Source organism: Limnohabitans sp. TS-CS-82 (assembly GCF_002943475.1).
Genome location: NZ_PTQX01000018.1, coordinates 63,380 through 89,503 on the forward strand (window position 1 = coordinate 63,380; position 26,124 = coordinate 89,503).

At 57.1% G+C, this 26,124-nt stretch carries 28 protein-coding genes and 1 tRNA gene; 4 read left to right on the forward strand and 25 right to left on the reverse strand.

Annotated features, from left to right (window positions below; all coding sequences use genetic code 11):
- Positions 1–3: 3 nt before the first annotated feature.
- Positions 4–927, reverse strand: coding sequence for a GNAT family N-acetyltransferase (locus C5F52_RS25930; RefSeq protein ID WP_104801264.1), 924 nt, complete (start codon positions 925–927; stop codon positions 4–6).
- 20 nt (positions 928–947) lie between these two features.
- Between C5F52_RS25930 and C5F52_RS25935 the strand changes: the two genes are divergently transcribed.
- Positions 948–1,145 (forward strand): hypothetical protein, encoded by a 198-nt coding sequence (locus C5F52_RS25935; protein ID WP_104801265.1) that lies wholly within the window; start codon positions 948–950, stop codon positions 1,143–1,145.
- A 28-nt stretch (positions 1,146–1,173) separates the two neighbouring features.
- Here the strand turns inward: C5F52_RS25935 and C5F52_RS25940 are convergent, their stop codons facing one another.
- The 7 genes from C5F52_RS25940 to C5F52_RS25970 form a co-directional block, all read right to left on the reverse strand.
- On the reverse strand, positions 1,174–1,608 hold the full coding sequence (locus C5F52_RS25940) for a hypothetical protein (RefSeq protein WP_146100167.1): 435 nt from the start codon (positions 1,606–1,608) through the stop codon (positions 1,174–1,176).
- 10 nt (positions 1,609–1,618) lie between these two features.
- Positions 1,619–2,863 carry a voltage-gated chloride channel family protein gene (locus C5F52_RS25945; RefSeq protein WP_104801267.1) on the reverse strand — a complete coding sequence of 415 codons (1,245 nt, stop codon included), beginning with the start codon at positions 2,861–2,863 and terminating at the stop codon, positions 1,619–1,621.
- 80 nt (positions 2,864–2,943) lie between these two features.
- Positions 2,944–3,033: transfer RNA gene (locus tag C5F52_RS25950), tRNA-Ser, on the reverse strand.
- 34 nt (positions 3,034–3,067) lie between these two features.
- The gene (locus tag C5F52_RS25955) at positions 3,068–3,556 is read right to left on the reverse strand and encodes a hypothetical protein (RefSeq protein WP_104801268.1); all 489 of its coding nucleotides are present in this window, start codon (positions 3,554–3,556) and stop codon (positions 3,068–3,070) included.
- Positions 3,557–3,579: 23 nt separating this feature from the next.
- A complete protein-coding gene (gene serS / locus C5F52_RS25960; protein ID WP_104801269.1) occupies positions 3,580–4,902 on the reverse strand; it encodes a serine--tRNA ligase in 1,323 nt (440 codons plus the stop codon).
- Between the two features lie 14 nt (positions 4,903–4,916).
- Complete coding sequence (gene ispH, locus C5F52_RS25965) at positions 4,917–5,855, reverse strand: 4-hydroxy-3-methylbut-2-enyl diphosphate reductase (protein ID WP_104801270.1); 939 nt, start codon at positions 5,853–5,855, stop codon at positions 4,917–4,919.
- Between the two features lie 6 nt (positions 5,856–5,861).
- Positions 5,862–6,320 carry a peptidylprolyl isomerase gene (locus C5F52_RS25970; RefSeq protein WP_104801271.1) on the reverse strand — a complete coding sequence of 153 codons (459 nt, stop codon included), beginning with the start codon at positions 6,318–6,320 and terminating at the stop codon, positions 5,862–5,864.
- A 64-nt stretch (positions 6,321–6,384) separates the two neighbouring features.
- Here C5F52_RS25970 and radC point away from each other — a divergent pair, with 64 nt between their 5' ends.
- Positions 6,385–7,062, forward strand: a complete 678-nt coding sequence (gene radC, locus C5F52_RS25975; protein WP_104801272.1) for a DNA repair protein RadC — start codon at positions 6,385–6,387, stop codon at positions 7,060–7,062.
- Positions 7,063–7,072: 10 nt separating this feature from the next.
- Here radC and C5F52_RS25980 read toward each other — a convergent pair whose 3' ends face one another.
- A complete protein-coding gene (locus tag C5F52_RS25980) occupies positions 7,073–7,324 on the reverse strand; it encodes a DUF2789 domain-containing protein (RefSeq protein ID WP_104801273.1) in 252 nt (83 codons plus the stop codon).
- Positions 7,325–7,503: 179 nt separating this feature from the next.
- Here C5F52_RS25980 and C5F52_RS25985 point away from each other — a divergent pair, with 179 nt between their 5' ends.
- Positions 7,504–8,145: a Smr/MutS family protein gene (locus tag C5F52_RS25985; protein ID WP_104801274.1), complete on the forward strand. Its 642-nt coding sequence runs from the start codon at positions 7,504–7,506 to the stop codon at positions 8,143–8,145.
- 38 nt (positions 8,146–8,183) lie between these two features.
- Here C5F52_RS25985 and C5F52_RS25990 read toward each other — a convergent pair whose 3' ends face one another.
- From C5F52_RS25990 to C5F52_RS26065, 16 genes are all read right to left on the reverse strand, one after another.
- Positions 8,184–8,591 carry a group II truncated hemoglobin gene (locus tag C5F52_RS25990; RefSeq protein WP_104801275.1) on the reverse strand — a complete coding sequence of 136 codons (408 nt, stop codon included), beginning with the start codon at positions 8,589–8,591 and terminating at the stop codon, positions 8,184–8,186.
- 24 nt (positions 8,592–8,615) lie between these two features.
- Positions 8,616–9,305: a DNA alkylation repair protein gene (locus C5F52_RS25995; protein WP_104801276.1), complete on the reverse strand. Its 690-nt coding sequence runs from the start codon at positions 9,303–9,305 to the stop codon at positions 8,616–8,618.
- Between the two features lie 25 nt (positions 9,306–9,330).
- Positions 9,331–11,904, reverse strand: a complete 2,574-nt coding sequence (locus tag C5F52_RS26000) for an ABC transporter permease (RefSeq protein WP_104801277.1) — start codon at positions 11,902–11,904, stop codon at positions 9,331–9,333.
- Complete coding sequence (locus C5F52_RS26005; RefSeq protein ID WP_104801278.1) at positions 11,901–12,788, reverse strand: formate dehydrogenase accessory sulfurtransferase FdhD; 888 nt, start codon at positions 12,786–12,788, stop codon at positions 11,901–11,903. Before C5F52_RS26005 ends, C5F52_RS26000 begins: the two co-directional genes overlap by 4 nt.
- A gap of 72 nt (positions 12,789–12,860) precedes the next feature.
- The gene (locus tag C5F52_RS26010; RefSeq protein WP_104801279.1) at positions 12,861–13,202 is read right to left on the reverse strand and encodes a hypothetical protein; all 342 of its coding nucleotides are present in this window, start codon (positions 13,200–13,202) and stop codon (positions 12,861–12,863) included.
- A gap of 22 nt (positions 13,203–13,224) precedes the next feature.
- On the reverse strand, positions 13,225–14,364 hold the full coding sequence (locus C5F52_RS26015; protein WP_104801280.1) for a formate dehydrogenase subunit gamma: 1,140 nt from the start codon (positions 14,362–14,364) through the stop codon (positions 13,225–13,227).
- 15 nt (positions 14,365–14,379) lie between these two features.
- Complete coding sequence (locus C5F52_RS26020; protein ID WP_104801281.1) at positions 14,380–14,601, reverse strand: hypothetical protein; 222 nt, start codon at positions 14,599–14,601, stop codon at positions 14,380–14,382.
- Positions 14,598–15,227 carry a formate dehydrogenase FDH3 subunit beta gene (fdh3B, locus tag C5F52_RS26025; RefSeq protein WP_104801282.1) on the reverse strand — a complete coding sequence of 210 codons (630 nt, stop codon included), beginning with the start codon at positions 15,225–15,227 and terminating at the stop codon, positions 14,598–14,600. The genes C5F52_RS26020 and fdh3B overlap by 4 nt, the downstream gene beginning before the upstream one ends.
- Before the next feature lie 10 nt (positions 15,228–15,237).
- Positions 15,238–18,201, reverse strand: coding sequence for a formate dehydrogenase subunit alpha (locus C5F52_RS26030; protein ID WP_104801283.1), 2,964 nt, complete (start codon positions 18,199–18,201; stop codon positions 15,238–15,240).
- Positions 18,202–18,212: 11 nt separating this feature from the next.
- Complete coding sequence (locus C5F52_RS26035) at positions 18,213–18,431, reverse strand: formate dehydrogenase (protein ID WP_104801284.1); 219 nt, start codon at positions 18,429–18,431, stop codon at positions 18,213–18,215.
- Between the two features lie 188 nt (positions 18,432–18,619).
- Positions 18,620–19,237 carry a molecular chaperone gene (locus C5F52_RS26040; protein WP_104801285.1) on the reverse strand — a complete coding sequence of 206 codons (618 nt, stop codon included), beginning with the start codon at positions 19,235–19,237 and terminating at the stop codon, positions 18,620–18,622.
- Between the two features lie 8 nt (positions 19,238–19,245).
- A complete protein-coding gene (locus C5F52_RS26045; RefSeq protein ID WP_104801286.1) occupies positions 19,246–21,345 on the reverse strand; it encodes a 4Fe-4S binding protein in 2,100 nt (699 codons plus the stop codon).
- The gene (locus tag C5F52_RS26050; protein WP_104801287.1) at positions 21,272–21,880 is read right to left on the reverse strand and encodes a DUF3306 domain-containing protein; all 609 of its coding nucleotides are present in this window, start codon (positions 21,878–21,880) and stop codon (positions 21,272–21,274) included. The genes C5F52_RS26045 and C5F52_RS26050 overlap by 74 nt, the downstream gene beginning before the upstream one ends.
- On the reverse strand, positions 21,870–22,460 hold the full coding sequence (locus tag C5F52_RS26055) for a DUF3305 domain-containing protein (protein WP_104801324.1): 591 nt from the start codon (positions 22,458–22,460) through the stop codon (positions 21,870–21,872). The genes C5F52_RS26050 and C5F52_RS26055 overlap by 11 nt, the downstream gene beginning before the upstream one ends.
- 8 nt (positions 22,461–22,468) lie before the next feature.
- Positions 22,469–23,560 carry an iron-sulfur cluster carrier protein ApbC gene (apbC, locus tag C5F52_RS26060; RefSeq protein ID WP_104801288.1) on the reverse strand — a complete coding sequence of 364 codons (1,092 nt, stop codon included), beginning with the start codon at positions 23,558–23,560 and terminating at the stop codon, positions 22,469–22,471.
- A gap of 126 nt (positions 23,561–23,686) precedes the next feature.
- Positions 23,687–23,968, reverse strand: a complete 282-nt coding sequence (locus C5F52_RS26065) for a cupin domain-containing protein (protein WP_104801289.1) — start codon at positions 23,966–23,968, stop codon at positions 23,687–23,689.
- A gap of 56 nt (positions 23,969–24,024) precedes the next feature.
- Here C5F52_RS26065 and metG point away from each other — a divergent pair, with 56 nt between their 5' ends.
- The gene (gene metG / locus C5F52_RS26070) at positions 24,025–26,112 is read left to right on the forward strand and encodes a methionine--tRNA ligase (protein ID WP_104801290.1); all 2,088 of its coding nucleotides are present in this window, start codon (positions 24,025–24,027) and stop codon (positions 26,110–26,112) included.
- The last annotated feature ends 12 nt before the right edge of the window (positions 26,113–26,124 follow it).

Consider the following 26,124-nt stretch of genomic DNA (forward strand, 5'->3'; position numbering starts at 1 on the left):
GGTTTAAATGAAGGTCCCTGCGCAGGTCAGCACTTGGCCGCCCGTGCTCATCTTGAAACGCGCAATGCCGGCGCTGCGCGTGGTGTTGACACCGCCAAGGTCGAGCTTGCGCACACCGCGCGCGCGCAACTCTTCGATGCCTTTCCACAAAATCAAATTGTGGGCATGCAAGTCGCGGCCTGCGTCGCTGGTCCAACCCACTTGGTAGGTGGCCGCCTCGCCATGAATCAAAAACATCATGCCCGCCACGCGATCGCGGCCCACGTCGGCACGCATGGTCAAAATAGTTTTGGCAGGTTGTTGGCGCGATGGCACATACAAGTCGAAGAAGTGCAAGGGCAAGCCATGCAAGCCGCGTTGCTCACGTTGCTGCATTTCAGCGTCCAAAAGCCAACGGTATTGGCCCGCATTCGTGCCCACGCGGTGAACGGTGAGCTCAGAGTTTTCAGCGCCTCCCAAGCGGTGACGCCAGCGCTTATCCAACTGCGCGCGCAACTCGTCCATCGACAAGGTGAGGTCAAGCATCACCGTGCTGTGCCCTGTCATCACACGACGCCAGCGCGAGAGGCCCAACTCGGGGCCTTGTGCTTCGAGCGGCGTGAACGCGACCACCCGCAGGTTTTTCAAAGGAATGGTTTGCTTGAGCGCTTTGTAAACACGCGCTTTGTCAGCACCCGACAAGGGCTGAAGCCACACTGGCCCCAGCGAACAAAGTGCCATATTGGCCAAGCCGCCCACCATGCGGCGCACGATGAATTGCGCCAAGGCCACAGGTGCGCCGTCTTGTTCGACATAAGCGCGCAACACCCCCACGCCCAGCGTTTTCATGCATGCGCCATAGGCCCAGTCTTGCTGCAAGGGTGCAGTGGCGGCGGCATGGTGTGCGTCCCACTCGGGATAGCTCAGGGTGTCCCAGTTGACTTTCATGCGCCTAAAATCCTCACACCATGTTGAACAAACTTCGCCTTCGCCGACAAGCCGAGACCGTGATGGGTCATCGCTTGGAAGAACCCCGCCTCACGCTGGTGTTTGTGCTGTGGGTGTTTGTGTATGTGGGTTTGCCCCTGCTGGTCATCAGCAGCGTGGTGGATTTGCTCATTCAGCAAATCACGGGCAACTGCACCGGTTTTTGGTGCTGGTTTTAAAGACTGAGCCATCGTTGTCTGCACGGCCTCAACGGGGCACGCTGCAAGGCCCTGTGATGTTCATGCGCACTTTTTTGCCCATGTAGGTGGTGTCGTGATACGCCGTCACGACCACCGTGGCTTGATCGATGCGAATCTCTGACTCTGCACCTGTCACCTTGTGTTTGCGAAACGCCCCCATTTCTTTGGCAGTCGTTAAGTTTTTGCCCGTGTACTCTTCGGTGGCCAAGCTATTGGCCACCAACAAATAGGGCTCGGGGCCATTCATCTTTAAGAAGATGTTTTTGCCCAAGGATTGAATTTCAATCACCACTTTTTGTGGCTTGATCTTCACGTCCTCCATCGCGGGAATGCTGGCCTCCACCTCGCAAGGCATTTTGAAAGTCTGCGCAAAAGCGGGGCTGGCTAACAAGGCTGCGGTAAACAGCACGGCATGTGCCAAACGGGTGGGATTCATCGTCATGGTTCCCATTCTAAGAAGGCTGAGACGGCGCATCCGTCTTGCGATGCGCCACCCGTTGAGCCCGGTAAATGCCCGAGTGACCCGAGCAGACATAGCTCATCACACAAGCCAACGCGGCAAACACGCCGATCTCTGCACCAAACAACTCCATCGCCATCAGGGTTGACGCAATGGGGGTGTTGGCGGCCCCGGCAAACACCGCCACAAAACCCACCGCGGCCAGCAGTGCAAACGGCACATCCAGCAACGGCGCCAAGGCATTGCCCAGTGTGGCGCCAATGTAGAACAAAGGCGTCACTTCGCCACCCTTGAAGCCTGAACCCAGCGACGCGATGGTGAACACCATCTTGCCCAAAAAGTCAGTCGGTGCGAGGGGATGGGCAAATGCCTCCACCATCACGGGAATGCCCAAACCGATGTAGCGGTCAAAGCTGCCCCACATCACCACAGCCGCAATCACGGCGCCGCCCAACAAGGGGCGCAGCGGTGCATAGGCGATGTGCTTTTTCATCACAGCACTCAGCGCATGTGTGCCATCGGCAAACACCTTGCCAGCCAAACCAAACACAGCACCCGCCACCACCATGGCTGCCAGCAACCATGCGGAGATTTGTGGCACCAAGCCCACTTCGTATTGCGTGTGTTGCACACCCCACAACAAACCCACTTGGTCAGCCACCACCGCTGCAATCACGCAAGGCAGCAAAGCATCAAGGCGCATGCGACCAATGGCCAGCACCTCTAGCGCAAACACGGCGCCCGCCAATGGCGTGCCAAACACAGAGGCAAAGCCAGCACTGATACCGGCCATCAACACCATGCGACGGTCCACATGATTGAGTTTGAAAAAGTGTGTGAGTTGGTCAGCCAACGCACCGCCCATTTGTACAGCCGTGCCTTCGCGGCCCACCGATGCGCCAAACAAATGGGAAATGACGGTGCCGCCCAACACAAAAGGGGCCATGCGCAAAGGCACCACCTTTTGAGGATCGTGAATTTCGTCAATCAACAAATTGTTGCCAGCCTCCACGTGCTGGCCAAACTTGAGATACAGCCAGCCCACACAGAAGCCAGCCACAGGCAAACACCAGATGAGCCAGCGGTTGGCTTCGCGCGTTTGAGTGGCCCAATCGAGGGCAAAGAGGAACAGGGCTGAGGCAGAGCCAGCAAGAGCCGCCACCACCGTCGCCAAAGCCACCCACTTCGCCACGTAGCGCAGGAGGTCTAGCTTGGAAGATGGCGCAAGATGCGGCATGGGTCGCCCTGTAAGACTGACAGCCGAATATGAAAAAAGCCGTTCAATGACGAACGGCTTTTTAAGGTGCTTGTTAGGCTTGGCGGAGAAGGAGGGATTCGAACCCTCGGTAGGGTCGCCCCTACGCTTGATTTCGAGTCAAGTACATTCGACCACTCTGCCACTTCTCCTGATTCGGTGTCGTTTGTCGAAGCCGCAATTCTATCAGGGGCGACGTGCGCCAGCGCCGCCCAAGGGCTGCACCACCACACCCGCTCCCGCAGGTGCACCGCTTGTGCTGCCAACAGGGCTGACAGTCATCGACGCCAATGAGCCACTGAACAAACCACTGTCTTCAATCTCAATCGTCGCGGACCGGTCTGCGCGTGTGAACACCAACAAGCTCTTCTTGCCACGCACCGAGGCCACCATGGTCCAACCTTGGCGAGGCAACTGCTCGGCATAGAAGTTGTAGCTGGCGTTGGCATCGTTGGGCAGCTCAAACACCGCACGGCCCAACCAACCTTCACCCACACCAAAAATCAGCGATTCTGCGGTGCGTAGCTTGGTGCCTGTGGGCATGGGCATGCGGCCAAATTGGTCCATGCTGGGGCGTTGCGCATTGTCCGCATTGCTTTGTGCGTCATTGGTGGTGCCGCAGGCGGTCAGCAACGCTGTGACCAGCAAGAGAAATATTTTTTTCACAGCGTTCATTCCTTCAAGTTTTGCGAACTGTATCAGCCGCGCAGCTCTGCCACGCCACCCATGTAGGGACGCAGCGCTTCAGGCACACGAATGCTGCCATCGGCTTGTTGGTAGTTTTCCAACACAGCCACCAAGGTGCGGCCCACGGCAAGGCCTGAACCGTTCAAGGTGTGCACGAGCTCGTTCTTGCCTTGGGCATTTTTGAAACGCGCTTGCAAGCGACGGGCTTGGAAGGCTTCGCAGTTCGACACCGAGCTGATTTCGCGGTAGGTGTTTTGCGCAGGCAACCACACTTCGAGGTCGTGCGTCTTGGTCGCGCCAAAGCCCATGTCGCCGGTGCACAGCAACATCACGCGGTAAGGCAAGCCGAGCTTTTGCAACACAGCTTCGGCGTGGCCTGTCATGTCTTCCAAGGTTTCGTAGCTCTTGTCGGGGTGCACGATTTGCACCATCTCGACTTTGTCGAACTGATGCTGGCGAATCAAACCACGTGTGTCACGACCTGCACTGCCCGCCTCGGAGCGGAAGCAAGGTGTGTGTGCAGTGAGCTTGATGGGCAATTCGTTTTCGGCCAACACCACGTCGCGTACGAAGTTGGTCAACGGCACTTCGCTGGTAGGAATCAGGTAGAGCGCAGCGCTTTCGCTGGTGGCTTCGCCTTCTTGGCCGCCCTTCTTGGCGGCAAACAAGTCTTCTTCAAACTTGGGCAACTGACCTGTGCCTTTGAGGCTGTCGGCATTCACGATGTAAGGCGTGTAGCACTCGGTGTAACCGTGCTCTTGGGTTTGCACATCGAGCATGAACTGCGCAAGCGCGCGGTGCATGCGGGCGATTTGGCCCTTCATCACCGTAAAGCGTGAACCCGAGAGCTTGACGCCCATTTCGAAGTCGAGGCCCAAAGGCTCGCCCAAGTCGACGTGGTCTTTGGGTTCGAAACCCAAGGGGGCGGGCTCGGTGCCTGTGGGGCTCCAGCTGCGCAGCACCACGTTGCCGTGTTCGTCCTCACCGGCAGGCACGCTGTCGTGCGGCAGGTTAGGTACGGCGAGCAACAAGGTTTGCAGCTCGGCTTGTAACGCGTCCAAGCGCACAGCCGAAGTGTCGAGTTCGGTTTTGATGTCGGCCACTTGTGTCATCACCCCATCGGCGCTCTCGCCTTTGGCTTTGAGCATGCCGATTTGTTTAGACAGCGCATTGCGGCTGGCTTGCAACTCTTCGGTGCGGGTCTGCAGTGTTTTGCGCTCAGCTTCTAAAGCTTGGTACGCATCCACATTCAAGAACGCTTGTGGGTTCTTGCGCTTTTCGAGTTTGGCAATGACGCTGGGCAGGTCGCGGCGCAGTTGGTTGATGTCGAGCATTGATTTCAGTCCTTTTATTTCAGTCCCTTGGGCAAGGGAAACTTGATGGTTTCTTCCACACCATCGAGGGTTCGTACAGACACGGCGCCCAAGGCGCGCATGCGGGCAATGACTTGTTGCACCAAGATGTCGGGCGCCGAGGCACCAGCGGTCAGGCCCACGCGGGTCACGCCCTCGAACCATTCTTCTTTGAGTTCGTCGGCGTTGTCGATCATGTAGCTTTGCGTGCCCGATCGCTGCGCCACATCGCGCAAGCGGTTGCTGTTGGAGCTGGTGGGGCTGCCCACCACGATGACCAATTCGACCTCGTTACTCAACACTTTCACCGCGTCTTGGCGGTTTTGGGTGGCGTAGCAAATGTCTTGCATCTTGGGCTTGCGAATGTTCGGGAAACGCGCCACCACAGCTTCGGTGATGAGGGCCGCGTCGTCCACGCTGAGCGTGGTTTGCGTGACCACGGCCAAACGCTCGGTTTGCTTCGGGCTGACGCGGGCAACATCGGCCACGTCTTCCACCAAGTAAATGCCGTCGAGCAACTGGCCCATCGTGCCTTCAACTTCGGGGTGGCCTTTGTGGCCAATCATGATGAACTCGAAGCCTTCTTTGTGCAGCTTGGCCACTTCCACGTGCACCTTGGTCACCAGTGGGCACGTGGCGTCAAACACGGTAAAGCCACGTCGCGCTGCTTCTTCTTCCACAGCCTTAGGCACGCCGTGGGCGCTAAACACCAACGTTGCACCTGGGGGGACATCGGCCAAATCTTCGATGAAGATCGCGCCGCGGTTTTTGAGGTCGGCCACCACAAAGGTGTTGTGCACGATTTCGTGGCGCACATACACAGGCGAGCCAAACTTCTCGAGTGCACGATCGACGATGTCGATGGCGCGGTCCACGCCCGCGCAAAAGCCACGCGGCGCAGCGAGGACAATTTCTTGCAAGCTGTTATTGCTCATGGCGATTTACAAAATGCCGATGACGTGCACTTCAAACGTCACAGGCTGGTTGGCCAGTGGGTGGTTGAAGTCAAACAGCACTTGGTCGTCGGTGACTTGCTGCACCGCGCCCGCAAATGAACCTTGGCCGTTGGGCGCAGGAAACTGCACCACATCGCCCACGTTGTATTGCTCATCAGGGTCACCGAATTCTTTGAGCAAGCTCTTGCTCACCCATTGCTGCATGTCGGGGTTGCGCTCACCAAAGGCCAAGCCAGCGGCCAGCTCAAACGTGGTGTGTGCGCCTTCTTCGAGCCCCATCAAACGTTGCTCCAAGGCGGGCGACAGCTCACCCGAGCCCAGCGAGAGCGTGGCAGGTTTGTCGTTGAACGTGTTGATCACGTCGCCTTGCGGTCCCGAAAGCCGATAGTGCAGCGTTAAAAAAGAAGCGGGGCCGATGGTAGGGTGAGCGTTGGATGCAGTCATGGGACTCTCTGTGTTGAACCACCTATTGTAGAAAGCTCTCAATATGGACCGAATGCCCGAACCAATGACCATTGCGCAACTCCCCGTCGAGATGCGCCCACGCGAAAAACTGCTCAAACACGGGGCCTCAGCGCTGACCGACACGGAGCTGCTGGCCCTGTTTCTGCGCACCGGCATCAAAGGCAAAAACGTGTTTGTGATGGCCCAAGAGCTACTGGACCGTTTCAAGGGCTTTGCCGGACTAATCCACGCCAGTGCGGCTGAGCTGAAAACCTTCAAAGGCATGGGCGGCGACGCCAAGCGCTCGCAGCTGGTGGCCGTGCTGGAAATGGCCCGCCGCGCCCTGACCCAACAACTCACAGAAACCACAGTGATGAATTCGCCCAATGCGGTGAAACAATACCTCCAGCTAGAGCTGGCCCAACTCAAACATGAGGTGTTTGCAGTGTTGTTTCTCGATGCCCACAACCGTTTGTTGTCGTACCAGCCCATGTTTCGTGGCTCGCTGTCGCAAACCATGGTCTACCCACGCGAAGTGGCTAAGACCGCCCTCGCCTTGGGTGCTGATGGCGTGGTGCTGGCCCACAACCACCCGGGCGGCACAGTGAAACCTTCACAAGCCGACATGAAACTCACCCGTACCTTGCAAGAAGCCTTGGCGCTGATTGACGTGACCGTGCGCGACCACATCATCGTGGCGCAAGGCAAGTACTTGTCGATGGCCGAAGAAGGGTTGCTTTGATGCAATGCCACTAATTGGCTGAAACGATGGCGCCACGCAACGCCACATTGAGCCGGTCAATCACCTCAGCCCAGTCTGAATCACCCAGTAACTCCTCTTTCAACAGCGAGGCCTGAGCGGTGTTCCAAAACTGCGCATCCTCGATTCGGATGGATGAATTCAAGGGAGAGTGCGTTTGGATGAATTGACGGATGCTGGGCGCGTCATTGGGTAAACCCAGTTGGGCAAACAGCTCTGTGAAACCGTGAAAGACTTTGTCCATACGAGCTCCTTTGCGTGACCGAAAACCGAGAAATCGATCTGAGAAGATATCTTCGTTCGAAGCGATCATTCCTACAAGTTAGAGAATGAAAAATATACTCAGCCTAGGGCTACTGTGTATGTACGATGGCATACAAAACCTAAACCAAGCCAGCATGAGCACCACAAAGAAAACTCGCCATGAAAGCCAAATCACTGCAAGACTTAGGCGCCATTCGCCAGCAAGTGAACGCGGCGGCCCTCGCTGCGGCTGCCGCAGAAGAAGCACGTCGCGAAGCTGAACGTCGCGCTGAAGCGGAACGCAATTTGTTCACGCACGCTGTTGGCAAGGTCAAACCCATCGCCGCCCAAGACCGCGTGTTCATCGCGCCACCCCGCCCAGCGGCGCGCCCTCTACAACAAGAGTTGGACGACCAAGCCGCATTGAGCGAAAGCATGAGCGACGAGTTCGATGTGAGCACCTTGCTCGATGTGGACGATCAACTCAGCTTCAGACGCCCTGGCATCGGCACCGACGTGACGCGCAAACTGCGCAAAGGCGAATGGGCCATGCAAGGCCAGCTCGATCTGCACGGTTATCGCAGCGACGAGGCCCGCGAAGCACTGGGCCAATTTGTGCGTGACTCAAAGCGCATGGGCTGGCGATGCGTGCGCGTGGTACACGGCAAAGGTTTGGGCTCGCCCGGCAAAGAACCGGTGCTCAAAAGCAAAGTGCAACGCTGGTTAGTGCAGAAGAATGAGGTACTAGCCTTTGTGCAGGCCAAGCCTTCGGATGGTGGTGCGGGGGCGTTGGTGGTGTTGCTGGGGCCGAGCAACATCTAATAAGTAACAGCGCAGACCGTGTCCGAAGTCTGCGAGGTTTATGCGCCGCCTTTGTTGCGCATCCAATCTGCAGTTTGGAAAAAGCTAGCTTTCAAACGTGTTCGTAAATCTTCAGGCACACCGGTCTCGCCCATCGCTTGATCCATGCACGCCACCCATTGGTCGCGTTCTTTGATGCCAATGGAGAAAGGCATGTGGCGCATGCGCAAACGCGGGTGGCCGTGTTTTTCAATGTAGTAATCAGGGCCGCCCAACCAGCCACACAAGAACATGAACAGACGTTCACGCGCGTTGGCCAGCTCTGGGCCGTGGGCTTGGCGCAGCTCTAGGTAACCTGGTTCTAAATCCATCAGGTCGTAAAAGCGATCGACCAACAGTTGCACGCTTGGCTCGCCGCCTATCCATTCAAACGGGGTATCAAAAGGTGGTTTTTCTTCGATTTGCATAAGGCTGATTGTCGCGCCAATGGATCACGGCAAGGTCAAGTGCTTGGCAGCTTCGCGCACCGTCAGGGCTGATAACGTGTTTCGGTGCTCCACCAAAAAGTCCGTCACAGCTTGCGGGTTCCACCGCGCATAGTCGCGCAGCGCCCAGCCAATGGCTTTGCGAATGAAAAATTCCTTCTCATCCGCCAGTTGTGCTGCATAGTCAAACAAGCGTGTGGTGTCTGTGTCTAAGCGCCAGCCCAGCTGGTGCAACATGGCTGAGCGGCGCACCCAATGGCTGGGGTGCGTAAGCCACACATCCATCGTGATGGCTGCATTGGGTTTTTGCTGCACGGCTGCGTGCATCACGTCGGCAATGACGGCACTCAAGCCATCCACGGTTTCCCACCAAGCGTCTTGCAGCAGCAATGCCTGCAATGCGGGTAGGTCGTTCACGTTTAACTGGGCGCTGTGTTGGCGCAGCAAATCCACAGCGGTATAGCAGTATTCACGCTCGGGCTTTTGCCACAGCAGTTCGGCGGCGGCCAACAAATCAGCTGCGCTTTGCCACTTCACTTTGCCAATTGCTTTCACCGTTGCACGGCGCACGGGCGCTGCCAATCCTAAGAACTCAAATTGGTTGAGCAAATAGGCTTTCATGCCTTGGGCCTTGGCGTCATCGGCCAAGGGCATCAAAGCGTGTTCAACGGCATGGACAAACTGCTTAGGCGTCATCTTGCTCTAGAAGCTACCGTGCAATTCAAGATGCTTGGCGCAGGGTTTGCACCACAGGGCGGCGCAGCACATCGCGCAAGCCCCACCAGCCTGCGGCCAATGCCAACAATGCACCCACCACTGCGCCCAACAAGGGCACCCACGGGCTGGCCGTCCATTCAAACTCAAACGCAAATCGGGCCAAGCCCCAGCCCATCAGCATGGCCGCGCTAGTGGCCAGCAAACCGGCCAACGCGCCAATGCCTGCCAACTCGGCACGCTGCACATTGGCCAGCAGTTGGTTGGATGCACCTAGCGCACGCAGCACTGCATATTCACGCGCACGCTCTTCACGCGTGGCAGTCACTGCCGCAAACAACACGACCAAGCCAGCGGCCAAAGTGAACAAGAACAAAAACTCCACCGCACTCACCACTTGGCCCAGCACGCTTTGCACTTGGTTCAAAGTCGCGCCCATGTCCACATTGGTGACGTTGGGGAAACGGTTGATGAGTTGGTTGTCAAACGTGGGCGCGGGCTTGTCAGTGGCCACTGCACGCTGAGGCGCACGGAAGGCCGCGATGTAGGTGGTGGGCACATCAAAGCCCGCATCGGTGGTCATGCGACTGACGGGGTACATCACAAAGAAGTTGGCACGCATGGAGGCCCAGTCCACACGCCGCACCGAGGTGATGCGCGCTTCGTGCAGCACGCCCGCCATGTCAAAGCGCAGGGTGTCACCCAGTTTGAGCTTCAGGGTTTTGGCAATGCCTTCTTCAATGCTCAAGGCATTGGCTTCTTCGGCTTTCCAAGTGCCCACCACCACGGTGTTGTGTTCGGGCTCTGTGGCGTTGAACGACACATTGAACTCGCGGTCTACCAAACGCTGGGCGCGCTCTTCGGTGTAGCTGTCGGGCGTGACGGTGTTGCCGTTCACCGCCACCAAACGCGCGCGAATCATGGGGTACCAGTCGAGCTTGTTCACGCCGGCTTCGCGCAAGGTTTGTAAAAACGGCTCCGCTTGGCTGGGTTGGATGTTGATGACAAATCGGTTGGGCGCATTCACGGGTGTGGCATTGCGCCAGCTGCTGATGAGGTCGGTGCGCAGCAGCACCAACAAGGCCAAGGCCAGCAAGCCCACAGCCAATGCACTCACCTGCACCATCGCATACACAGGGCGTGCGCTGATCTGCCGTGTGGCCAACATCAACCACGGTGGCGCACTGCCCTCGACCACGCTGCGGCGCAGCACCTGTACCGCCAACCAAGCCATGCCTGCAAACAACATCACCGCGCCTGCAAAACCGCCCACCACCATGAGGCCAAGTTTCAAATCACGGCTCACCGCAATCAGCAACACCGCGAAACCTGTGAGTCCCAAGGCCCACACACTGAGTGTGGTGGCTTTGAGTTCGCCCACATCGCGGCGCATCACGCGCAGCGCGGGCACGCTGGCCAACTGCAACACGGGTGGCAATCCAAAAGCGAGCAACAAGGTGAGGCCCGTGCCTAGGCCGTACACCACAGGCCACACGCTGGGCGCAGGTAACGCGGTTTCAACCAATCCTTTGAGCAAGGCCACGAACACCAAGTGCACGGCATAGCCCAAAGCCAAACCCAACACACTGGCAAAGCTGCCGACCCACACAAACTCGGCGGTATACGACAAGGCAATGTGTCGTTGGCTCAAGCCCAACACGCGCAACATGGCGCAGTCATCCAAATGGCGGGCGGCAAAGGCGCGAGCTGCCAAGGCCACAGCCACAGCACTGAGCAATGCAGCTAGCAAGGCCACTAAGTTCAAGAACTTGCCCGCACGGTCCAAGGTTTGGCGCATCTCGGGGCGGCCTGCTTCGAGCGACTCCACACGCACGCCGCGCACCTCTGGCTTCTTGCTCTCGGCTTCGGCCCATGCCAAAAAGTTTTTGGTGGCGTTGTCAGCACCAACCACTGCATAACGCCACGTCACACGGCTGGCAGGCTGAACCAATGCAGTGGCTTCGAGGTCTGCCGTGTTCATCAACACGCGCGGCGCAAAGTTCATGAAACCTGCACCTCGGTCAGGTTCGTGCACCAACACACGGCTGATGCGCAAACGGCTGTTGCCCAGCGACACGCTGTCGCCCACATCGAGGCCTAGGGCTTCTAAGCCTGCGGCCTCCACCCACACCTCGCCGCTGGCGGGAATCTCTTTGGTTTTTTCTGCTGCGTCAACCTGCGCCAAGCTGTTGGCAACTTTGAGTTCACCGCGCAAGGGGTAGCCCACCTCGACCGCTTTGAGCGCCACCAATCGGCTGTTGCTCTCTGCGCCGCTTTGCGATTGGCCACGCGCCATGGTGGGGAAGCTCAAGGTTGTCACACCCTGCAAGCCATCTGCTTTGGCGCGCTGCACGATGTGTGCGGGTGTGGCTAAGTCGCTCACCACCACCACATCGCCGCCTAAGAGTTGGCGTGCATCGCGTTGCAATCCACCGTTCAAACGGTCGGCCAAAAAGCTGACCGAGCTGAGTGCCGCCACCCCCAACGCCACAGCCACCACCAGCAAGCGCAGCTCACCTGCGCGGGCATCGCGCCAGAGTGTGCGCCAGGCTTGCGTCCACCAGGTCACGCCAGCGCTCATACGCCCGCCACCTTGTGCACACCACCTGCTGCAAGCGTCGGATCCAACTGCATACGCTCAGACGATGTATAGCAAAGAAAATGCTTGTTCGTTGCACGGCCAATGGTGCAGAGCTTCAAGCGTGTGGCCACGTCATAGCCCATTTGCGTGATGCCGCTGCGCGACACCACCACAGCCACACCCATTTGCGCAGACTTCATCACCATCTCGCTGGTCAAGCGGCCGGTGGTGTAAAAAATTGAATCAACATTAGCAGTCACGTTATTCATCCACATCCATCCAGCAATGGTGTCTATGGCGTTATGACGGCCCACGTCTTCTACAAAGATTTGCATCTGCTCGCCATTGAACAAGGCACAGCCATGCACCGAGCCCGCAGACTTGTAGGTGGTTTCTTGCAAGCGAATCGCGTTAAGCACACCATACAAACGCGCTTGGCTGAGACGCGCATCGGGCAACGCCAAGCCATCAATCTCACCCATCAAATCACCAAACACACTGCCCTGTCCGCAGCCAGTGGTGACCACACGCTTTTCGGTGCGCGCTGCAATGTCGGCAATGCCGTGTCGAGTTTTAACGGCAGCCACGCCTGCACCGTCTTCGCCTGCCTCCCAATCGACCGTGATGGATTCGACATCGCTCACATCTGCAACCAAACGTTGATTGCGCAAATAACCTAGCACCAACAGCTCGGGGTGTGCGCCCAAGGTCATCAGCGTGACGATTTCGCGTTTGTCCACATAGAGTGTCAACGCGCGCTCAGCAGGGATGGACACCTGTTCGTGCACGCCGTGCTCGTTGATCACGTCGATATGGCGGGTCAATTCGGCTTGGGCTTGGGTGAGGTAAGGCAGCACGGTAGAAGTAGGAGATGCGATAGACATAAGCTGACAAGGCTACAACAAAAAGGGCCGCCACCTTTCGGTGCGGCCCAATGAACAGCGAGGCTGTATGGATTACTTCTTTGCCGGTGCGGCTGGTGCAGCGGCCACAGCAGGCGCTGAAGCGGCAGCCACAGGCGCAGCCGCTTCTGGCGGTGTGTAAACAAACTTGCCTGGGTCAGCGCAAGGTGCTGTGGCGACAGGCTTGCCTGCTTGGGCTTTGTTGGTCTTTTGCACGTGCGCCGCCACTTTGTCTTGTGACTTGCACAACAAGTAGGCTTCAGCCTTGGCAGTGTGAGCCGTTTTAGCCTTGGCTTCATCCGCCTTAGCTTTGGCTTCGTCGTTCAGTGGTGGCAATTTGGCAAATGCCGTGGCGCTGACAGCGGCCAAGATCAATGCAAAGAGTGCTTTGTTCATAGTTGTTCTCCTGATCAGCGCATCAAGCGCGCGCTGTGGTTCCCGATTTTTCGTCGGTGCGATGAGCTGGAATTTTGCCAGCCTTGATGTCGTTGTGCCAGAGTTCGTGATGCTCTTTGGCCCAAGTCTCATCCACATAGCCAGTTTTCATGGCTTTGTAAGCCCCTTCCATACCGACCGTACCCATGTAGATATGGCCAATGAACATGGTCATCATCAGCACAGTGGCCACAGCGTGAACCATGTGTGCAATTTGCATCATGCCGCGCTCGTAGCCCAAGAAAGGGATGACCTTATCCAGCACCAAGCCAGAAGCCACCACGATCAAGCCGAGGCCAAACACGCCAGCCCAGAACACCACTTTCTCGCCCGCATTGAAGCGGTGCGAAGGTACTTCTTCACTGCCGAACAAGCCGCCGGCTTTGATGATCCAAGCCCAGTCTTCTTTGCTAGGCCAGTTGTCTTTCAAGAAAGTGAAAAACACCACCGTCAAAGACACAGCAAACAGCGGGCCTGCAAAGTTGTGCGCGTTTTTCAGCAAGTAGGTGATGAAACCAAACAAGGTGTCACCAATGATTGGCTGAATAAAGAACTTGCCAAACGCCATGAAGATGCCAGACACCGCCAACACCACAAAGGCAATCGCGTTAGCCCAGTGGGCTGAACGCTCAAACGGTGTGAAGCGCTCAATCTCCACGCCCGTTGGCTTGCCATGCAACATGATCATGCCTTTGCGCCAGTAGAACAAAGCCACGGCACCCAACACGATCAGCAGCAAAGAGCCGCCGTAGGGAATGATCCAGTTGTTGCGCACCTGACGCCATGCTTCACCTGCTGTGGTGAGGCGTGAGCCTGGGTACTGAGCAAAAGGTTGAATCAACACACCCGCTTCAGGAGCGTCAGCCTTAGGCAGGCTGCTGTAGCCCTGCGCGCCTGCACCCACACCGCGCCACATGGGCGCGTTGTTGCCAGGCTGGACCGTGCCACGCTCGGCATTGGTTTGCTCGGCATAGCCGGGCGCATCGCTGGCGTCAGGTTTGACGTCTTGAATGTTGACGCTTTTGACAGCCGGAGCTGCCGCAGGCGCTTTGTCTTGTGCGGCAGCTGACAGTGCGAACACCGTCAAAGCTGCACACAACACCGATTGAAAAGAGCGGTACATGATGTGCCCCTTGGTTTACGGTGCGCGACTGTTGTCGTTTTGGCCGTATTGACCGCGAGCACGCAGGTGTTGCTCCCAGCTGTTTTTGTCACCGGCTGTCCAGCCGGGGGCGACAAAACTATTAGCTGCACCGCTGTAAGCAGTGGCGTCGTTTTTGGTGCCGAGGGTTTGAGCCTTCTCGCCGCAAGCGGTGAGAGCGGCCACGCTCAACACAATGAGTGACATGCGTTTCATCATTTCTTCACTCCTTCAACCTTGGCAGGTGCTTGACCGGCTTGCTTAGAGCCATAAGCCGTGCCCCAGCCCCACACTTCAGCACCCTTGTTGCGCTTCACGACGCGGTTGCGGAAGATGTCGGCCACCATGTCGCCGTCGCCAGCGAGCAAGGCTTTGGTCGAGCACATTTCGGCACAAGCAGGCAACTTGCCTTCGGCCAAACGGTTGCGACCGTATTTTTCAAACTCGGCTTGGCTGCCGTTGGTTTCTGGGCCACCGGCGCAGAAAGTGCACTTGTCCATCTTGCCGCGCACACCGAATGTGCCTTGGCTTGGGAACTGAGGTGCACCAAATGGGCAAGCGTAGGAGCAGTAGCCGCAGCCAATGCAAATGTCTTTGTCGTGCAAGACCACACCTTCGTCGGTCTTGTAGAAACAGTTCACAGGGCAAACTGCCATGCAAGGTGCATCTGAACAATGCATACACGCGACGGAGATAGATTTCTCGCCGGGTACGCCGTCGTTCAACGTGACCACACGGCGGCGGTTCACACCCCATGGGACTTCGTGTTCATTTTTACAAGCGGTGACGCAACCGTTGCACTCGATGCAACGCTCAGCGTCACAGATAAATTTCATGCGTGCCATTTAATTCTCCTTAGGCGCGTTCGATGTTGCAAACGGTGGTTTTGGTTTCTTGCATCATGGTGACGCTGTCGTAACCATATGTGGTGGCTGTATTGACCGCTTCACCACGCACCACAGGCGCTGCGCCTTTGGGGTAGTACTTGAGCATGTCTTCACCTTGCCAGCGACCCGAGAAGTGGAAGGGCATCCAAACGGTGCCTGTGTCCACACGCTCTGTCACCAACGCTTGCACATTCAAACGTGCGCCGGTGGGGCTCTTCAACCACACGCGCTCGCCGTTGCGGATGCCACGGTCTGCTGCTGTTTTGGGGTTGATTTCCACATAGGCTTCTTGTTGCAACTCGGCCAACCATGGGTTGGAACGGGTTTCTTCGCCGCCACCTTCGTACTCGACCAAGCGGCCAGAGGTGAGGATGAGTGGGAATTTCTCGTGCACTTTGTCGGCGATGTTTTTGTCTTGGATCGTCTTGTACAAGGTGGGCAGGCGCCAGAACGCTTTTTTGTCAGCGTGCGTGGGGTACTTTTCCATCAAGTCAGGACGTGTGCCATACAAAGGCTCGCGGTGTTGTGGGATGGGATCTGGGAAGTTCCACACCACGGCACGCGCTTTGGCGTTGCCGAAGGGGTGGCAACCGTGGTTTTGCATGAAGACACGCATCATGCCGCCCGAGTTGTCGGTCTTCCAGTTCTTGCCTTCGGCCAATGTTTTTTCAGCATCGGTGAGTTCATCCCACCAGCCCAGTTTCTTGAGCAACACGTGGTCGAGTTCTGGGTAGCCTGTGGTGATGTCTGCGCCTTTGGAATGCGAGCCGTCTTCTGCCAACAGGTTTTTGCCGTCTTTCTCCACACCGAAGTTAGCGCGGAAGTTACCGCCGCCTTCCATGACGTGCTTGGAGGTGTCGTACAGGTTGGGTGAACCTGGGTGCTTGAGTTCGGGCGTGCCGTAGCAAGGCCAAGGCAGACCGAAGTAGTCACCGCCAAAGTCGTAACCGGTCTCTTTGTCTTTACCGCCTTTGGACTTGAGGGTCTTGACGTCAAAGAGATGCATGTTGCGCATGTGCGCTTTCAAGCGCTCTGGGCTTTGGCCGGTGTAGCCAATGGTCCAAACCGACTTGTTGATTTCGCGCAAGATGTCTTCGACCATGGGCTCATCCATGCCTTTGACTTTTTGCAGCTTGTAGTTCTTGACCAACTCTGGACCAAAGCCTAGCTTCTGAGCGAATTGATACATGATCATGTGGTCAGAGCGGCTCTCCCACAATGGCTCGATGACCTTCTCACGCCATTGCAACGAACGGTTAGATGCAGTACAAGAACCGCTGGTTTCAAACTGTGTCGCGGCAGGCAACAGGTACACCGCACGGTTGGGGTTGAGGTCTTCGGCTTTGCCAGGCATCGCGGCCATAGCAGCTGTGGCCGATGGATAAGGATCTACCACAACCAACAAGTCCAGCTTGTCCATGGCACGCTTCATCTCCAAACCACGGGTTTGTGAGTTCGGTGCATGGCCCCAATAGAACACGGCCTTGAGGTTGCTGTCTTGGTCGATGAGTTCGTTCTTTTCGAGGACACCGTCGATCCAACGAGACACAGTGATACCAGGCTTACTCATCATGCCGGGATTGGCAAAGCGACCTTTGACCCAGTCGAATTCAACGCCCCATGCTTTGGCAAAGTGCTTCCATGAACCCTCAGCCAAGCCGTAGTAGCCAGGCAGCGAGTCAGGGTTCGGGCCCACGTCGGTCGCACCTTGCACGTTGTCGTGGCCACGGAAAATGTTGGTACCACCACCGGACTTACCGATGTTGCCCAAGGCCAACTGCAAAATGCAAGAGGCACGCACGATGGCGTTACCGATGGTGTGCTGCGTTTGACCCATACACCAAACGATGGTGCCTGGGTTGTTCTCGTGCAGCATGGTGGCCACTTTGGTGATCTGGTCTGGAGACACGCCACAGACTTCTTCGACCTTGTCGAGTGTCCACTTGGCCATGACATCTTCTTTGACCTTGTCCATACCGAACACGCGGTCATTGATGTACTTTTTGTCTTCCCAGCCATTCTTGAAGATGACGTGTAACAAGCCAAACAAGAAAGCGATATCAGAGCCTGAGCGAATACGCACGTACTCGTCGGCCTTGGCCGCTGTGCGTGTGAAACGTGGATCAACCACGATCATCTTGCAGCCGTTTTCCTTGGCATGCAGCATGTGCAGCATCGACACAGGGTGAGCTTCAGCGGCGTTGGAGCCGATGTACATCGCGACCTTGCTGTTTTGCATGTCGTTGTACGAGTTGGTCATCGCACCGTAACCCCAGGTGTTGGCCACACCGGCCACCGTGGTGGAGTGGCAAATACGGGCTTGGTGGTCGCAGTTGTTGCTACCGAAGTAGCTCACAAATTTGCGCAACAAATACGCTTGTTCGTTGTTGTGCTTAGAAGAGCCAATCCAGTACACGCTGTCTGGGCCTGCGGTTTTGCGCAGGTCAAGCAGCTTGGCGCTGATTTCGTCAAGGGCGGTGTCCCAGCTGATGCGCTCGTACTTGCCATTGACCAATTTCATGGGGTAACGCAAGCGGAACTCGCCGTGACCGTGCTCACGCAAGGCCGCACCTTTGGCGCAATGTGCGCCGAGGTTGATGGGGGAATCAAACACCGCTTCTTGGCGCACCCACACGCCGTTTTCAACCACGGCATCGACCGCACAACCCACGGAGCAGTGGGTACAAATAGTGCGTTTGACTTCGATCTTGCTAGCGCCATCGCTCATCATGGAACCAGAGGCGTTGGCTTTCTTAACCAAGCTCAGTTGTGTGGCAGCCAAGCCCACGCCGATGCCTAGGCCAGACCGGCGCAAAAAGCCACGGCGATCAAGGGTTGGCAAAGCCTGTGACAAGCCGCGTTGCAAGCGGCCAACGAAAGCAGAGCTGCCAGAAGTTTTGGCAGCTGAATCAGTTTTACGGGTCAACAACATGTGTGTCTCCTTCAGACGCGAGCGGTCTGGTAGTAACGCTTGACGTGTTCGCTCAAGCTGTAGCCGCCACCATTTTCAGGTGCGGGAGGAAGTTTGTTCAATTCAGCAGAGGGGGTGTCGAGACCGGGCAATGCGGTGACAGCTGCAGCGGCGGCACCAGCAGCGGCGGCACCCATAAAAAATCCACGACGCGACGGAGTCGCTTGTTCGGTGGCTTGTTCTTTTTTCATTTTTAGCTCCTCGTGATGTCGTGGGTATGCACGACTTTGCATAATGTACCAACGAAGTGAGTTTGTCTTATACGTAGTAACGACGAGAAGCCCTTAAACAGACTCAAGTTTTGTAACCAAAAAAGCTTTTTTGTCGCATTGGTGTCTCGTATAGAACTCAAAAAAACAAACGAAGACACCCAACAGGGCTAAGCCAACATGTCAAAGCCCTGAGCTTCCACGCTCACAAACGCACGGGTCAGCTCGGCCAATGCGGCATAAAAACGGGCACGCGGTGTGGTTTGGACCGCATCGCAAAACGCAGGCAACCAAGTTTGCACATGGGCGGCAAAAAACTTGGCTTGTTGTGTGAGATTGGACACCGACACATCGTCCCCCGCCACCAAAAAGCGCATGACTTCAAACACGTAAGACACATGGTCTTCAGTTTCAGACATGGTGGTGTCGTCGCGGCCTAGGCCCAGCGTCGCCAAATCGGTGCGCAATTGAGCCAAAGGCTTTTCATTCAAAAAGCCAGTCAAGAAGTGCGAGGCGTACACATACACCTCGGGCTTGCCCACGCCACCAAACAGGGCGTGATGCTCGCTTTGAATGGCCTTGTCGTCCATGTCTCGGGCCACACCCACAAACTGACGCCAGGGCTCTTCCAAAAAACCACCCGACGCAGGCGCATCCGTGGCAGCCACACGCAATTGCGCCAGCAGCTCAGAACGGGCGGGTGCGTAAAACAGTTCTGAGATCAAACCGTACAGCTCAGCGCGTGCGGTTTCTTCGTCGAGAGCGGAGGACAAATGAGGTTCGGTCATAGAAATAGTTAGACGATTTTTTGCTCGTCGCCAGCAGAGTAAATGTCAATCACACGGCAGTCGCCGCACATCTTGAGGCGCTGCAAAGCCTCGCCTTGGAACATCGAGTGCCCAGCCAATTTACCAATCATGGCCTCGATGCCTTTGAGCGTGCCAAAGGGTTTGCCGCAACGCACGCAGCCATAAGGCTGGGTTTCGTTGAGTACGCGTACTTCTTTGCGTTGTGGCGTGAGCAACAAGCGCGGCACAAGGTTGAGCGCTTTCTCAGGACAGGTGCTGACACACAAGCCGCATTGCACGCAATTCTTTTCAAAGAAACGCAGCTGTGGCGCGGCTTGGTTGTCTTGCAACGCGTTGGCGGGGCAAGCACTGACGCAGCTCATGCACAAGGTGCATTTGTCTTTGTTGACCTCAACCGAACCGAATGGCGAACCATCTTTGGGCAAAGCCAGCGCTTCAGGAGCAGCGGCGGTTTTCAAGACCGGTGCATGTTCCAGCAAATGGTCAATCACCATGCTGAGGGTGCTGCGCTTTTCAAACATCACTGCGAACGTGGCAGCGGGCACGGTGCTACTCAGGCGCTGCTGGCCAGTGGTGAGGCGTTGCAGCTCTGCATCGAGTTCCATCGCTTGCGTGGCATGCACCAGCTGCACAGGCAGGCGGCCGGCTTTGGCATAGCCCAAGCCTTCGAGCATGGCCTGGGCTTGCGCCATTTGCGCTTGCAAGCCGTCGGCATATTGCGGGGCTTCTTCGGCGGTGTGGAGCACCAACACTTGGGCGGCACCATAGGCCAAGGCCGTGAGCCACACATCCAAGCCAAGACTGGCGGTGTGCCACAACGACACGGGAATCACATGCGCAGGCAGGCCTTTGGCCACTTTGAGCTGTGCCGCACGGCCCAGCTCATTGACCAAAGCTTGGCCCGCACCTTGGCTGTGCAGCAAGATGACCGCGTCTTTGCCGCCTGCTTTTTGGTAGGTGCTGAGCAGGGTCTTGAGCTTGACGCCTTGCTCGCTGGCACGAGGATATGCGTAGGTCAGTGCGCCTGTCGGGCACACCGTGGTGCACGCGCCGCAGCCCACGCACAAATTGGGATTGACCTTGATTTGTTGACGCGACTTGTCGGAGCTGACCGCTTCGGCTGAGCAAATGTCCACGCAAGCGTTGCAACCCACTTGTTCGTTGCGGCTGTGCGCGCAGAGTTTTTGTTTGTAGTCAAAGAACTTGGGCTTTTCAAACTCACCCACCAGCTCGCGCAAGCGCAACAAGTTGGCCGCAGTTGCACCGCGGAAATAGCCTTGCGGCAAAGCATGGCGTGTGAAGGCGCTTTGCTCGCGCAGGTCGAGCACGAGGTCGAACTCGGCTGTTTCTTCTTGCACTTCGCGTTGAAAGTTGATTGCGCCCACTGCACCGCAAGCGGTCACGCAATCGCGGTGCGAGCTGCACTTGCTCATGTCAATTTGGTAGTCCAAGCCAATGGCTTGCTCAGGGCAAGCAGCCACGCAGGCGTTACAACGCGTGCAGAGGTCCAAGTCAATGGGGTTATTGTTTTGCCAGGTGAGCTTGAACGCACCCAGCCAACCGTCCACACGCACCACTTGGCCGCCCAACACGGGGTAGGTGCGGTTTTGTGCGCCGCCAGCCTCGCCAGCGCCTTGGGTGAAGATCGTCACATTCAAGGTGTCGGCCAACAAGGCGGCCGCTTGTTCGGCCTGGTCCATCTGCCCCAAGATCAGCAAACGCCCTGCACTCTTGAACGTGACCGTGGGCACCGGCTCGGGCTCGGGCAAATGCGCAGCGGCTAACAGCGCGGCGATTTTGGGAGATGCGTTTTTGGCGTCGCTGCTCCAGCCACCGGTTTCGCGGATGTTGACGAACTTGATGACCGATGTCTTGGCTTGCGCCTCCACAGCCAAGTCGCCAAACAAGCGTTGCTCTTGGGTGCAGGCCACCACCACATCGTCGGTGCCTTGCACGGCTTGCACAAATGCGTTCGCCTCGCGGCGGCACAAAGCCGTGTGCAGCGTGAGCGGCTCAGACAGGCTTTGGCTCAGTGCCTTCGGGTCTAGCGGTTGGGTCTGGTTGCAGTCGCAAATCAGCGTGGTCATGCGTAGTGGGCTCAATGTTGGAATGGTTATCAGCAGGGACGGACTGTGCCACGACTTTGGGTTCTTCTGTTGCGCTCTTGTCACCCCCGCTTATTTCGGCGATTTTCTCCGACTCATCATCAAACAAGTTCAAAGTCTTGGCACTGGTCATTTGACGCAGCATCGCTAGCGGCAATGGATCGGGTTGGCTGTAGTCGTCGATGTAGATGTCCAAGCCGTCCATCACATTGAAATGCGGGTCAGCGAACAGCTTTTTCATGGCTGCGTTTTTCACATCAGGTGTCACGCCACGGGCCACGTAAGCTGTGAAATCAGACTCAGGCGTGAGATGCTGGGTGTCAGCCAAACTGGGCATTGGCACAGCATCCGTTTGTGGCGCTTGCATGGGAGGCACTGCAGCTGTTGAAGCCGATGCAAGGCCCGTGCTGACAGCAGGCACGTGTTTTGGCTCCTCCAGCGGGCGACCTTCGCGCACCTCCACCTTGCGGCGCGACCAACGGCTTAAAAAACCAGCTGGGGTGTCGTCATTGGCCATGGCTGCCTCCGTTGTGCGGACCACCGCCTCGAATTTTTTCGGTGCTCACCGAGGCAGGATTGCCAAAACGGTCTTGCAAGGCACGAAAACTGTCTGGGCGCTTGCGGCGCTTGGTTTCAACCACCCAATGCTCATCCATGAAGTCGCTCATCCACGCCACCACTTCTGGTGGCACGGGCACTTGATCCACGTTTTCTTGAGCGTCTAGCCAGCGCCCTGCGTCGTGATAGCTCAGGCTCACCATCGTGGGCACGGCCATCACTTCGTCGCTGATGTTTGGTTCTTCTTCCATGCGCCACAGCACAAACCAGCACGGCGCGGGTGACGAGGCATTGAGGTAGTAACCCTCGGCATCATCTTTGAACAGCTCAACCGTGAAGCCCGGATGCAACCAAATTTGCTCATCGTCGGTTTGGCGCAAGCAGCGCGGCTCAGTGCCAAAGTGATCGGCGTGGGGCAACAAATCATGTCCTGTCACGTCGTGCAGCACCCAGCGCCACTGTTGCCAACGGCTCATATCGCCGGGCACACGCTCGCGGCGCATGACCACGGCGACTTGGAGGCTAGGGCGTAGCGTCATGGTGCGAATCAAGTTTCTTTAGAAATCTTGATGCTGGGGAATTTGCTAGAAAAGTCTTTGGCCTTCGCCGCAATTTTCACCGCCACTTGACGAGCGACCGCCTTGTAGATGCCTGCCACTTCGCCATCGGGGTCAGCCACCACGGTGGGCTTGCCGCTGTCGGCTTGCAGGCGGATTTGCATGTTGAGCGGCAACGCGCCTAAGTAGTCCATGCCGTATTGCGCGGCCATCTTCTTGCCGCCATCGGCACCAAAGATGTGTTCAATGTGGCCACAGTTGGTACATACGTGCACGGCCATGTTCTCGACCAAGCCGAGGATGGGCACGCCCACCTTCTCAAACATCTTGATGCCTTTTTTGGCGTCGAGCAATGCAATGTCTTGTGGCGTGGTGACGATGACCGCGCCCGTCATCGGCACGCGTTGGCTCAGCGTGAGCTGAATGTCGCCCGTGCCTGGGGGCATGTCGACGATCAAATAGTCCAAGGCCTTCCAGTTGGTTTGGCGCAGCAGCTGCTCCAACGCTTGGGTAGCCATGGGGCCGCGCCAAATCATGGCTTCGTCTTGGTCCACCAAGAAACCGATGGACATGACTTGCACGCCATAGTTTTCCATCGGGTCCATGGTTTGGCCGTCGCTGCTCTCAGGGCGGCCTTCGATACCCATCATCATTGGCTGGCTGGGGCCGTAAATGTCGGCGTCCAACAAACCAACACTCGCGCCTTCAGCAGCCAAGGCCAAAGCCAAGTTCGCAGCGGTGGTGCTTTTGCCCACGCCGCCTTTGCCTGACGCCACAGCAATAATGTTTTTCACTTGCGGCAACAAGGCCACACCGCGCTGAGCCGCGTGCGCCACGATGTTCACCGTGATGTTGGCCGACACGTTGTCCACGCCCGCCACGCTCTTGGCGGCGGCAATCAGCTCTTTGCGAAAGCCCGCAATTTGACTTTTGGCGGGGTAACCCAGCGCCACGTCAAACGACACATCGCCGCCATTGATTTGAAGGTTTTTCAGCGCTTTGGTGGTGACAAAGTCTTTGCCCGTGTTAGGGTCGATGACCGTTTGCAGCGCGGCGGTCAGGGTTTGTTCGTTCAGGGACATAAAAACTTCTTGATATTGAAATAGGGATTGCTGGCGAGTCTAGCGCGACGCGCTTGACCGCACGCAGCACAGGTCATCCCTGCGACTGAGCACTCATCAAAGTATGGAAGGTAAGCGCGGAATCGATCAAGCGTTCTTGCGCGCCACCCAATAAGCCGCGCCCTCAGCACCGTAGCGCTCGTCATGCGGCACATTAGGCTCCAGCTCAAAAATAGCGCCGGACTGCAGGTGCTGGGTATGGCCGTTCATGGTCAGCCACATCTCGCCGCGCGTAAGAACGGCGTGCACGCCAAAGGCGTGGGTGTGGGTCTCTAGCACCGTGTTGGGCGCCCATTCGCGCTCAATCACCTCATCAAAGCCAGCGGCTAATGCTTTTTGGCGGAATTCGTCAAAGCTGGGTAAGTTCATCAGCGCATTCTGTAGGAACTAAAATCGCCCCCTTCGCCCTAAGGTCTTGCTTCCAAATGTCCCAGCGCCAGCTATTTGTTACCACCGCCCTGCCCTACGCCAACGGCAACTTCCACATCGGCCACATCATGGAGTACATCCAGGCCGACATCTGGGTGCGTTTCCAGCGAATGCAGGGCCACAAGGTCGATTTTGTGGGCGCAGACGACACACATGGCGCGCCCATCATGATTGCCGCCGAGAAGGCGGGCATCACCCCGCAGCAGTTTGTGGCCAACATCGCCGCAGGCCGCAAGCCCTATTTGGACGGTTTCCACATCCAGTTTGACAACTGGCACAGCACCGATGCACCCGAGAACCACGAACTGGCCCGCCAGATTTACCGTGACTTGCGCGACATTCCGGAATCAGCTGGCGGCTCGCTGATCGAGCGCCGCACGATTGACCAGTTCTTCGACCCCGAGAAGAACATGTTCTTGCCTGATCGCTTCATCAAAGGCGAGTGCCCCAAGTGCCACGCCCACGACCAGTACGGCGACAACTGCGAAGTCTGCGGCGCCGTCTACGCCCCCACCGACCTGATCAACCCGTTCTCTGCTTTGTCGGGTGCCAAGCCTGAACTGAAAAGCTCAGAGCATTTCTTCTTCAAGCTGTCTGACCCACGCTGCGTAGAGTTCCTCGAAAAATGGACACAAGACGGCAAGCTGCAACCCGAAGTGGCCAACAAGGTCAAAGAGTGGTTCACCGTGCGCACCAACCCCGATGGCACAACCAGCGAAGGCTTGGGCGACTGGGACATCTCGCGTGACGCGCCTTACTTTGGCATCGAAATCCCGGATACGGCTATCAATGGGGCACCAGCCAAATACTTTTATGTGTGGCTCGACGCGCCCGTGGGCTACTTGGCCTCGTTGAAAAACTTGCTCGACAAACGTGGCGAAAACTACGACGCCTACATGGCGAACGACAAGCTGGAGCAATACCACTTCATCGGCAAAGACATCGTCACCTTCCACACCTTGTTCTGGCCCGCCATGCTGCATTTCAGCGGCCGCAAAACGCCCAACAACGTGTTTGTGCATGGCTTCCTCACCGTCAACAACGGCGAGAAGATGAGCAAGAGCCGTGGCACGGGCCTAGACCCGCTCAAGTACCTCAGCTTGGGCATGAACCCAGAGTGGCTGCGTTACTACTTGGCCACCAAACTCAACAACCGCAACGAAGACGTGGACTTCAACGCCGAAGACTTCATGCTGCGTGTGAACAGCGATTTGATTGGCAAGTTCGTCAACATCGCGTCACGTGCCGCGGGCTTCTTGACCAAGCGTTTTGAAGGCAAACTCACGCAAAGCTTTGGCGAACAAGGCACCGCTTTGCTCAACGACATTCACGCCGCCAAAGACAGCATCGCCCAAGCGTATGACGCCCGCGAATACGGCAAAGCCGCCCGCGAAATCATGTTGCTGGCCGACAAGGTCAATTCGTATGTGGACCAACACAAACCTTGGGACTTGGCCAAAGACGCCGCCAACAACGAAGCCTTGCACCAAGTGTGCTCGTTGCTCATCAACGCCTTTGCTGAGCTGAGTCGCTACTTGGCACCTGTGTTGCCTTCATTGGCGCACGCTGTTGAAAGTTTCACTGGCACCTCCATGCAAAACTGGAACACCACAGGCTATGTGGCGACCATTCAACCCTACCAACACCTCATGCAACGCGTCACCCCCGAACAACTCGAAGCCTTGTTTGAACCACCAGCCGTGGTGGAAGAAAAAGTCACCCCAGGCGGCGAAGAAATCGCACCCACCATCAGCATTGACGACTTTGCCAAGGTGGATTTGCGCATTGCCGAAATCGTCAACTGCGAAGCGGTGGAAGGCTCCACCAAACTGTTGCGCCTCACACTCGATGTGGGCGAAGGTAAAACACGCAATGTATTCAGCGGCGTGGCCAGCATGTACAAGCCCGAAGACCTCAAAGGCAAACTCACAGTGATGGTGGCCAACCTGGCCCCACGCAAGATGAAGTTTGGCGTGAGTGAGGGCATGGTGCTTGCCGCCAGCCACGCAGACGAAAAGGCCGAACCCGGCATTTATGTGCTGCACCCATGGCCCGGCGCAAAACCCGGTATGCGCATCCATTAATTGGGTTCTGAC

Bases quoted from the DNA above. Each gene is read 5' to 3' on its own strand.
- C5F52_RS25930 (WP_104801264.1), bottom strand. From the start codon at position 927: ATGAAAGTCAACTGGGACACCCTGAGCTATCCCGAGTGGGACGCACAC.
- C5F52_RS25935 (WP_104801265.1), top strand. From the start codon at position 948: ATGTTGAACAAACTTCGCCTTCGCCGACAAGCCGAGACCGTGATGGGT.
- C5F52_RS25940 (WP_146100167.1), bottom strand. From the start codon at position 1,608: ATGACGATGAATCCCACCCGTTTGGCACATGCCGTGCTGTTTACCGCA.
- C5F52_RS25945 (WP_104801267.1), bottom strand. From the start codon at position 2,863: ATGCCGCATCTTGCGCCATCTTCCAAGCTAGACCTCCTGCGCTACGTG.
- C5F52_RS25955 (WP_104801268.1), bottom strand. From the start codon at position 3,556: ATGAACGCTGTGAAAAAAATATTTCTCTTGCTGGTCACAGCGTTGCTG.
- serS (WP_104801269.1), bottom strand. From the start codon at position 4,902: ATGCTCGACATCAACCAACTGCGCCGCGACCTGCCCAGCGTCATTGCC.
- ispH (WP_104801270.1), bottom strand. From the start codon at position 5,855: ATGAGCAATAACAGCTTGCAAGAAATTGTCCTCGCTGCGCCGCGTGGC.
- C5F52_RS25970 (WP_104801271.1), bottom strand. From the start codon at position 6,320: ATGACTGCATCCAACGCTCACCCTACCATCGGCCCCGCTTCTTTTTTA.
- radC (WP_104801272.1), top strand. From the start codon at position 6,385: ATGACCATTGCGCAACTCCCCGTCGAGATGCGCCCACGCGAAAAACTG.
- C5F52_RS25980 (WP_104801273.1), bottom strand. From the start codon at position 7,324: ATGGACAAAGTCTTTCACGGTTTCACAGAGCTGTTTGCCCAACTGGGT.
- C5F52_RS25985 (WP_104801274.1), top strand. From the start codon at position 7,504: ATGAAAGCCAAATCACTGCAAGACTTAGGCGCCATTCGCCAGCAAGTG.
- C5F52_RS25990 (WP_104801275.1), bottom strand. From the start codon at position 8,591: ATGCAAATCGAAGAAAAACCACCTTTTGATACCCCGTTTGAATGGATA.
- C5F52_RS25995 (WP_104801276.1), bottom strand. From the start codon at position 9,305: ATGACGCCTAAGCAGTTTGTCCATGCCGTTGAACACGCTTTGATGCCC.
- C5F52_RS26000 (WP_104801277.1), bottom strand. From the start codon at position 11,904: ATGAGCGCTGGCGTGACCTGGTGGACGCAAGCCTGGCGCACACTCTGG.
- C5F52_RS26005 (WP_104801278.1), bottom strand. From the start codon at position 12,788: ATGTCTATCGCATCTCCTACTTCTACCGTGCTGCCTTACCTCACCCAA.
- C5F52_RS26010 (WP_104801279.1), bottom strand. From the start codon at position 13,202: ATGAACAAAGCACTCTTTGCATTGATCTTGGCCGCTGTCAGCGCCACG.
- C5F52_RS26015 (WP_104801280.1), bottom strand. From the start codon at position 14,364: ATGTACCGCTCTTTTCAATCGGTGTTGTGTGCAGCTTTGACGGTGTTC.
- C5F52_RS26020 (WP_104801281.1), bottom strand. From the start codon at position 14,601: ATGATGAAACGCATGTCACTCATTGTGTTGAGCGTGGCCGCTCTCACC.
- fdh3B (WP_104801282.1), bottom strand. From the start codon at position 15,227: ATGGCACGCATGAAATTTATCTGTGACGCTGAGCGTTGCATCGAGTGC.
- C5F52_RS26030 (WP_104801283.1), bottom strand. From the start codon at position 18,201: ATGTTGTTGACCCGTAAAACTGATTCAGCTGCCAAAACTTCTGGCAGC.
- C5F52_RS26035 (WP_104801284.1), bottom strand. From the start codon at position 18,431: ATGAAAAAAGAACAAGCCACCGAACAAGCGACTCCGTCGCGTCGTGGA.
- C5F52_RS26040 (WP_104801285.1), bottom strand. From the start codon at position 19,237: ATGACCGAACCTCATTTGTCCTCCGCTCTCGACGAAGAAACCGCACGC.
- C5F52_RS26045 (WP_104801286.1), bottom strand. From the start codon at position 21,345: ATGACCACGCTGATTTGCGACTGCAACCAGACCCAACCGCTAGACCCG.
- C5F52_RS26050 (WP_104801287.1), bottom strand. From the start codon at position 21,880: ATGGCCAATGACGACACCCCAGCTGGTTTTTTAAGCCGTTGGTCGCGC.
- C5F52_RS26055 (WP_104801324.1), bottom strand. From the start codon at position 22,460: ATGACGCTACGCCCTAGCCTCCAAGTCGCCGTGGTCATGCGCCGCGAG.
- apbC (WP_104801288.1), bottom strand. From the start codon at position 23,560: ATGTCCCTGAACGAACAAACCCTGACCGCCGCGCTGCAAACGGTCATC.
- C5F52_RS26065 (WP_104801289.1), bottom strand. From the start codon at position 23,968: ATGAACTTACCCAGCTTTGACGAATTCCGCCAAAAAGCATTAGCCGCT.
- metG (WP_104801290.1), top strand. From the start codon at position 24,025: ATGTCCCAGCGCCAGCTATTTGTTACCACCGCCCTGCCCTACGCCAAC.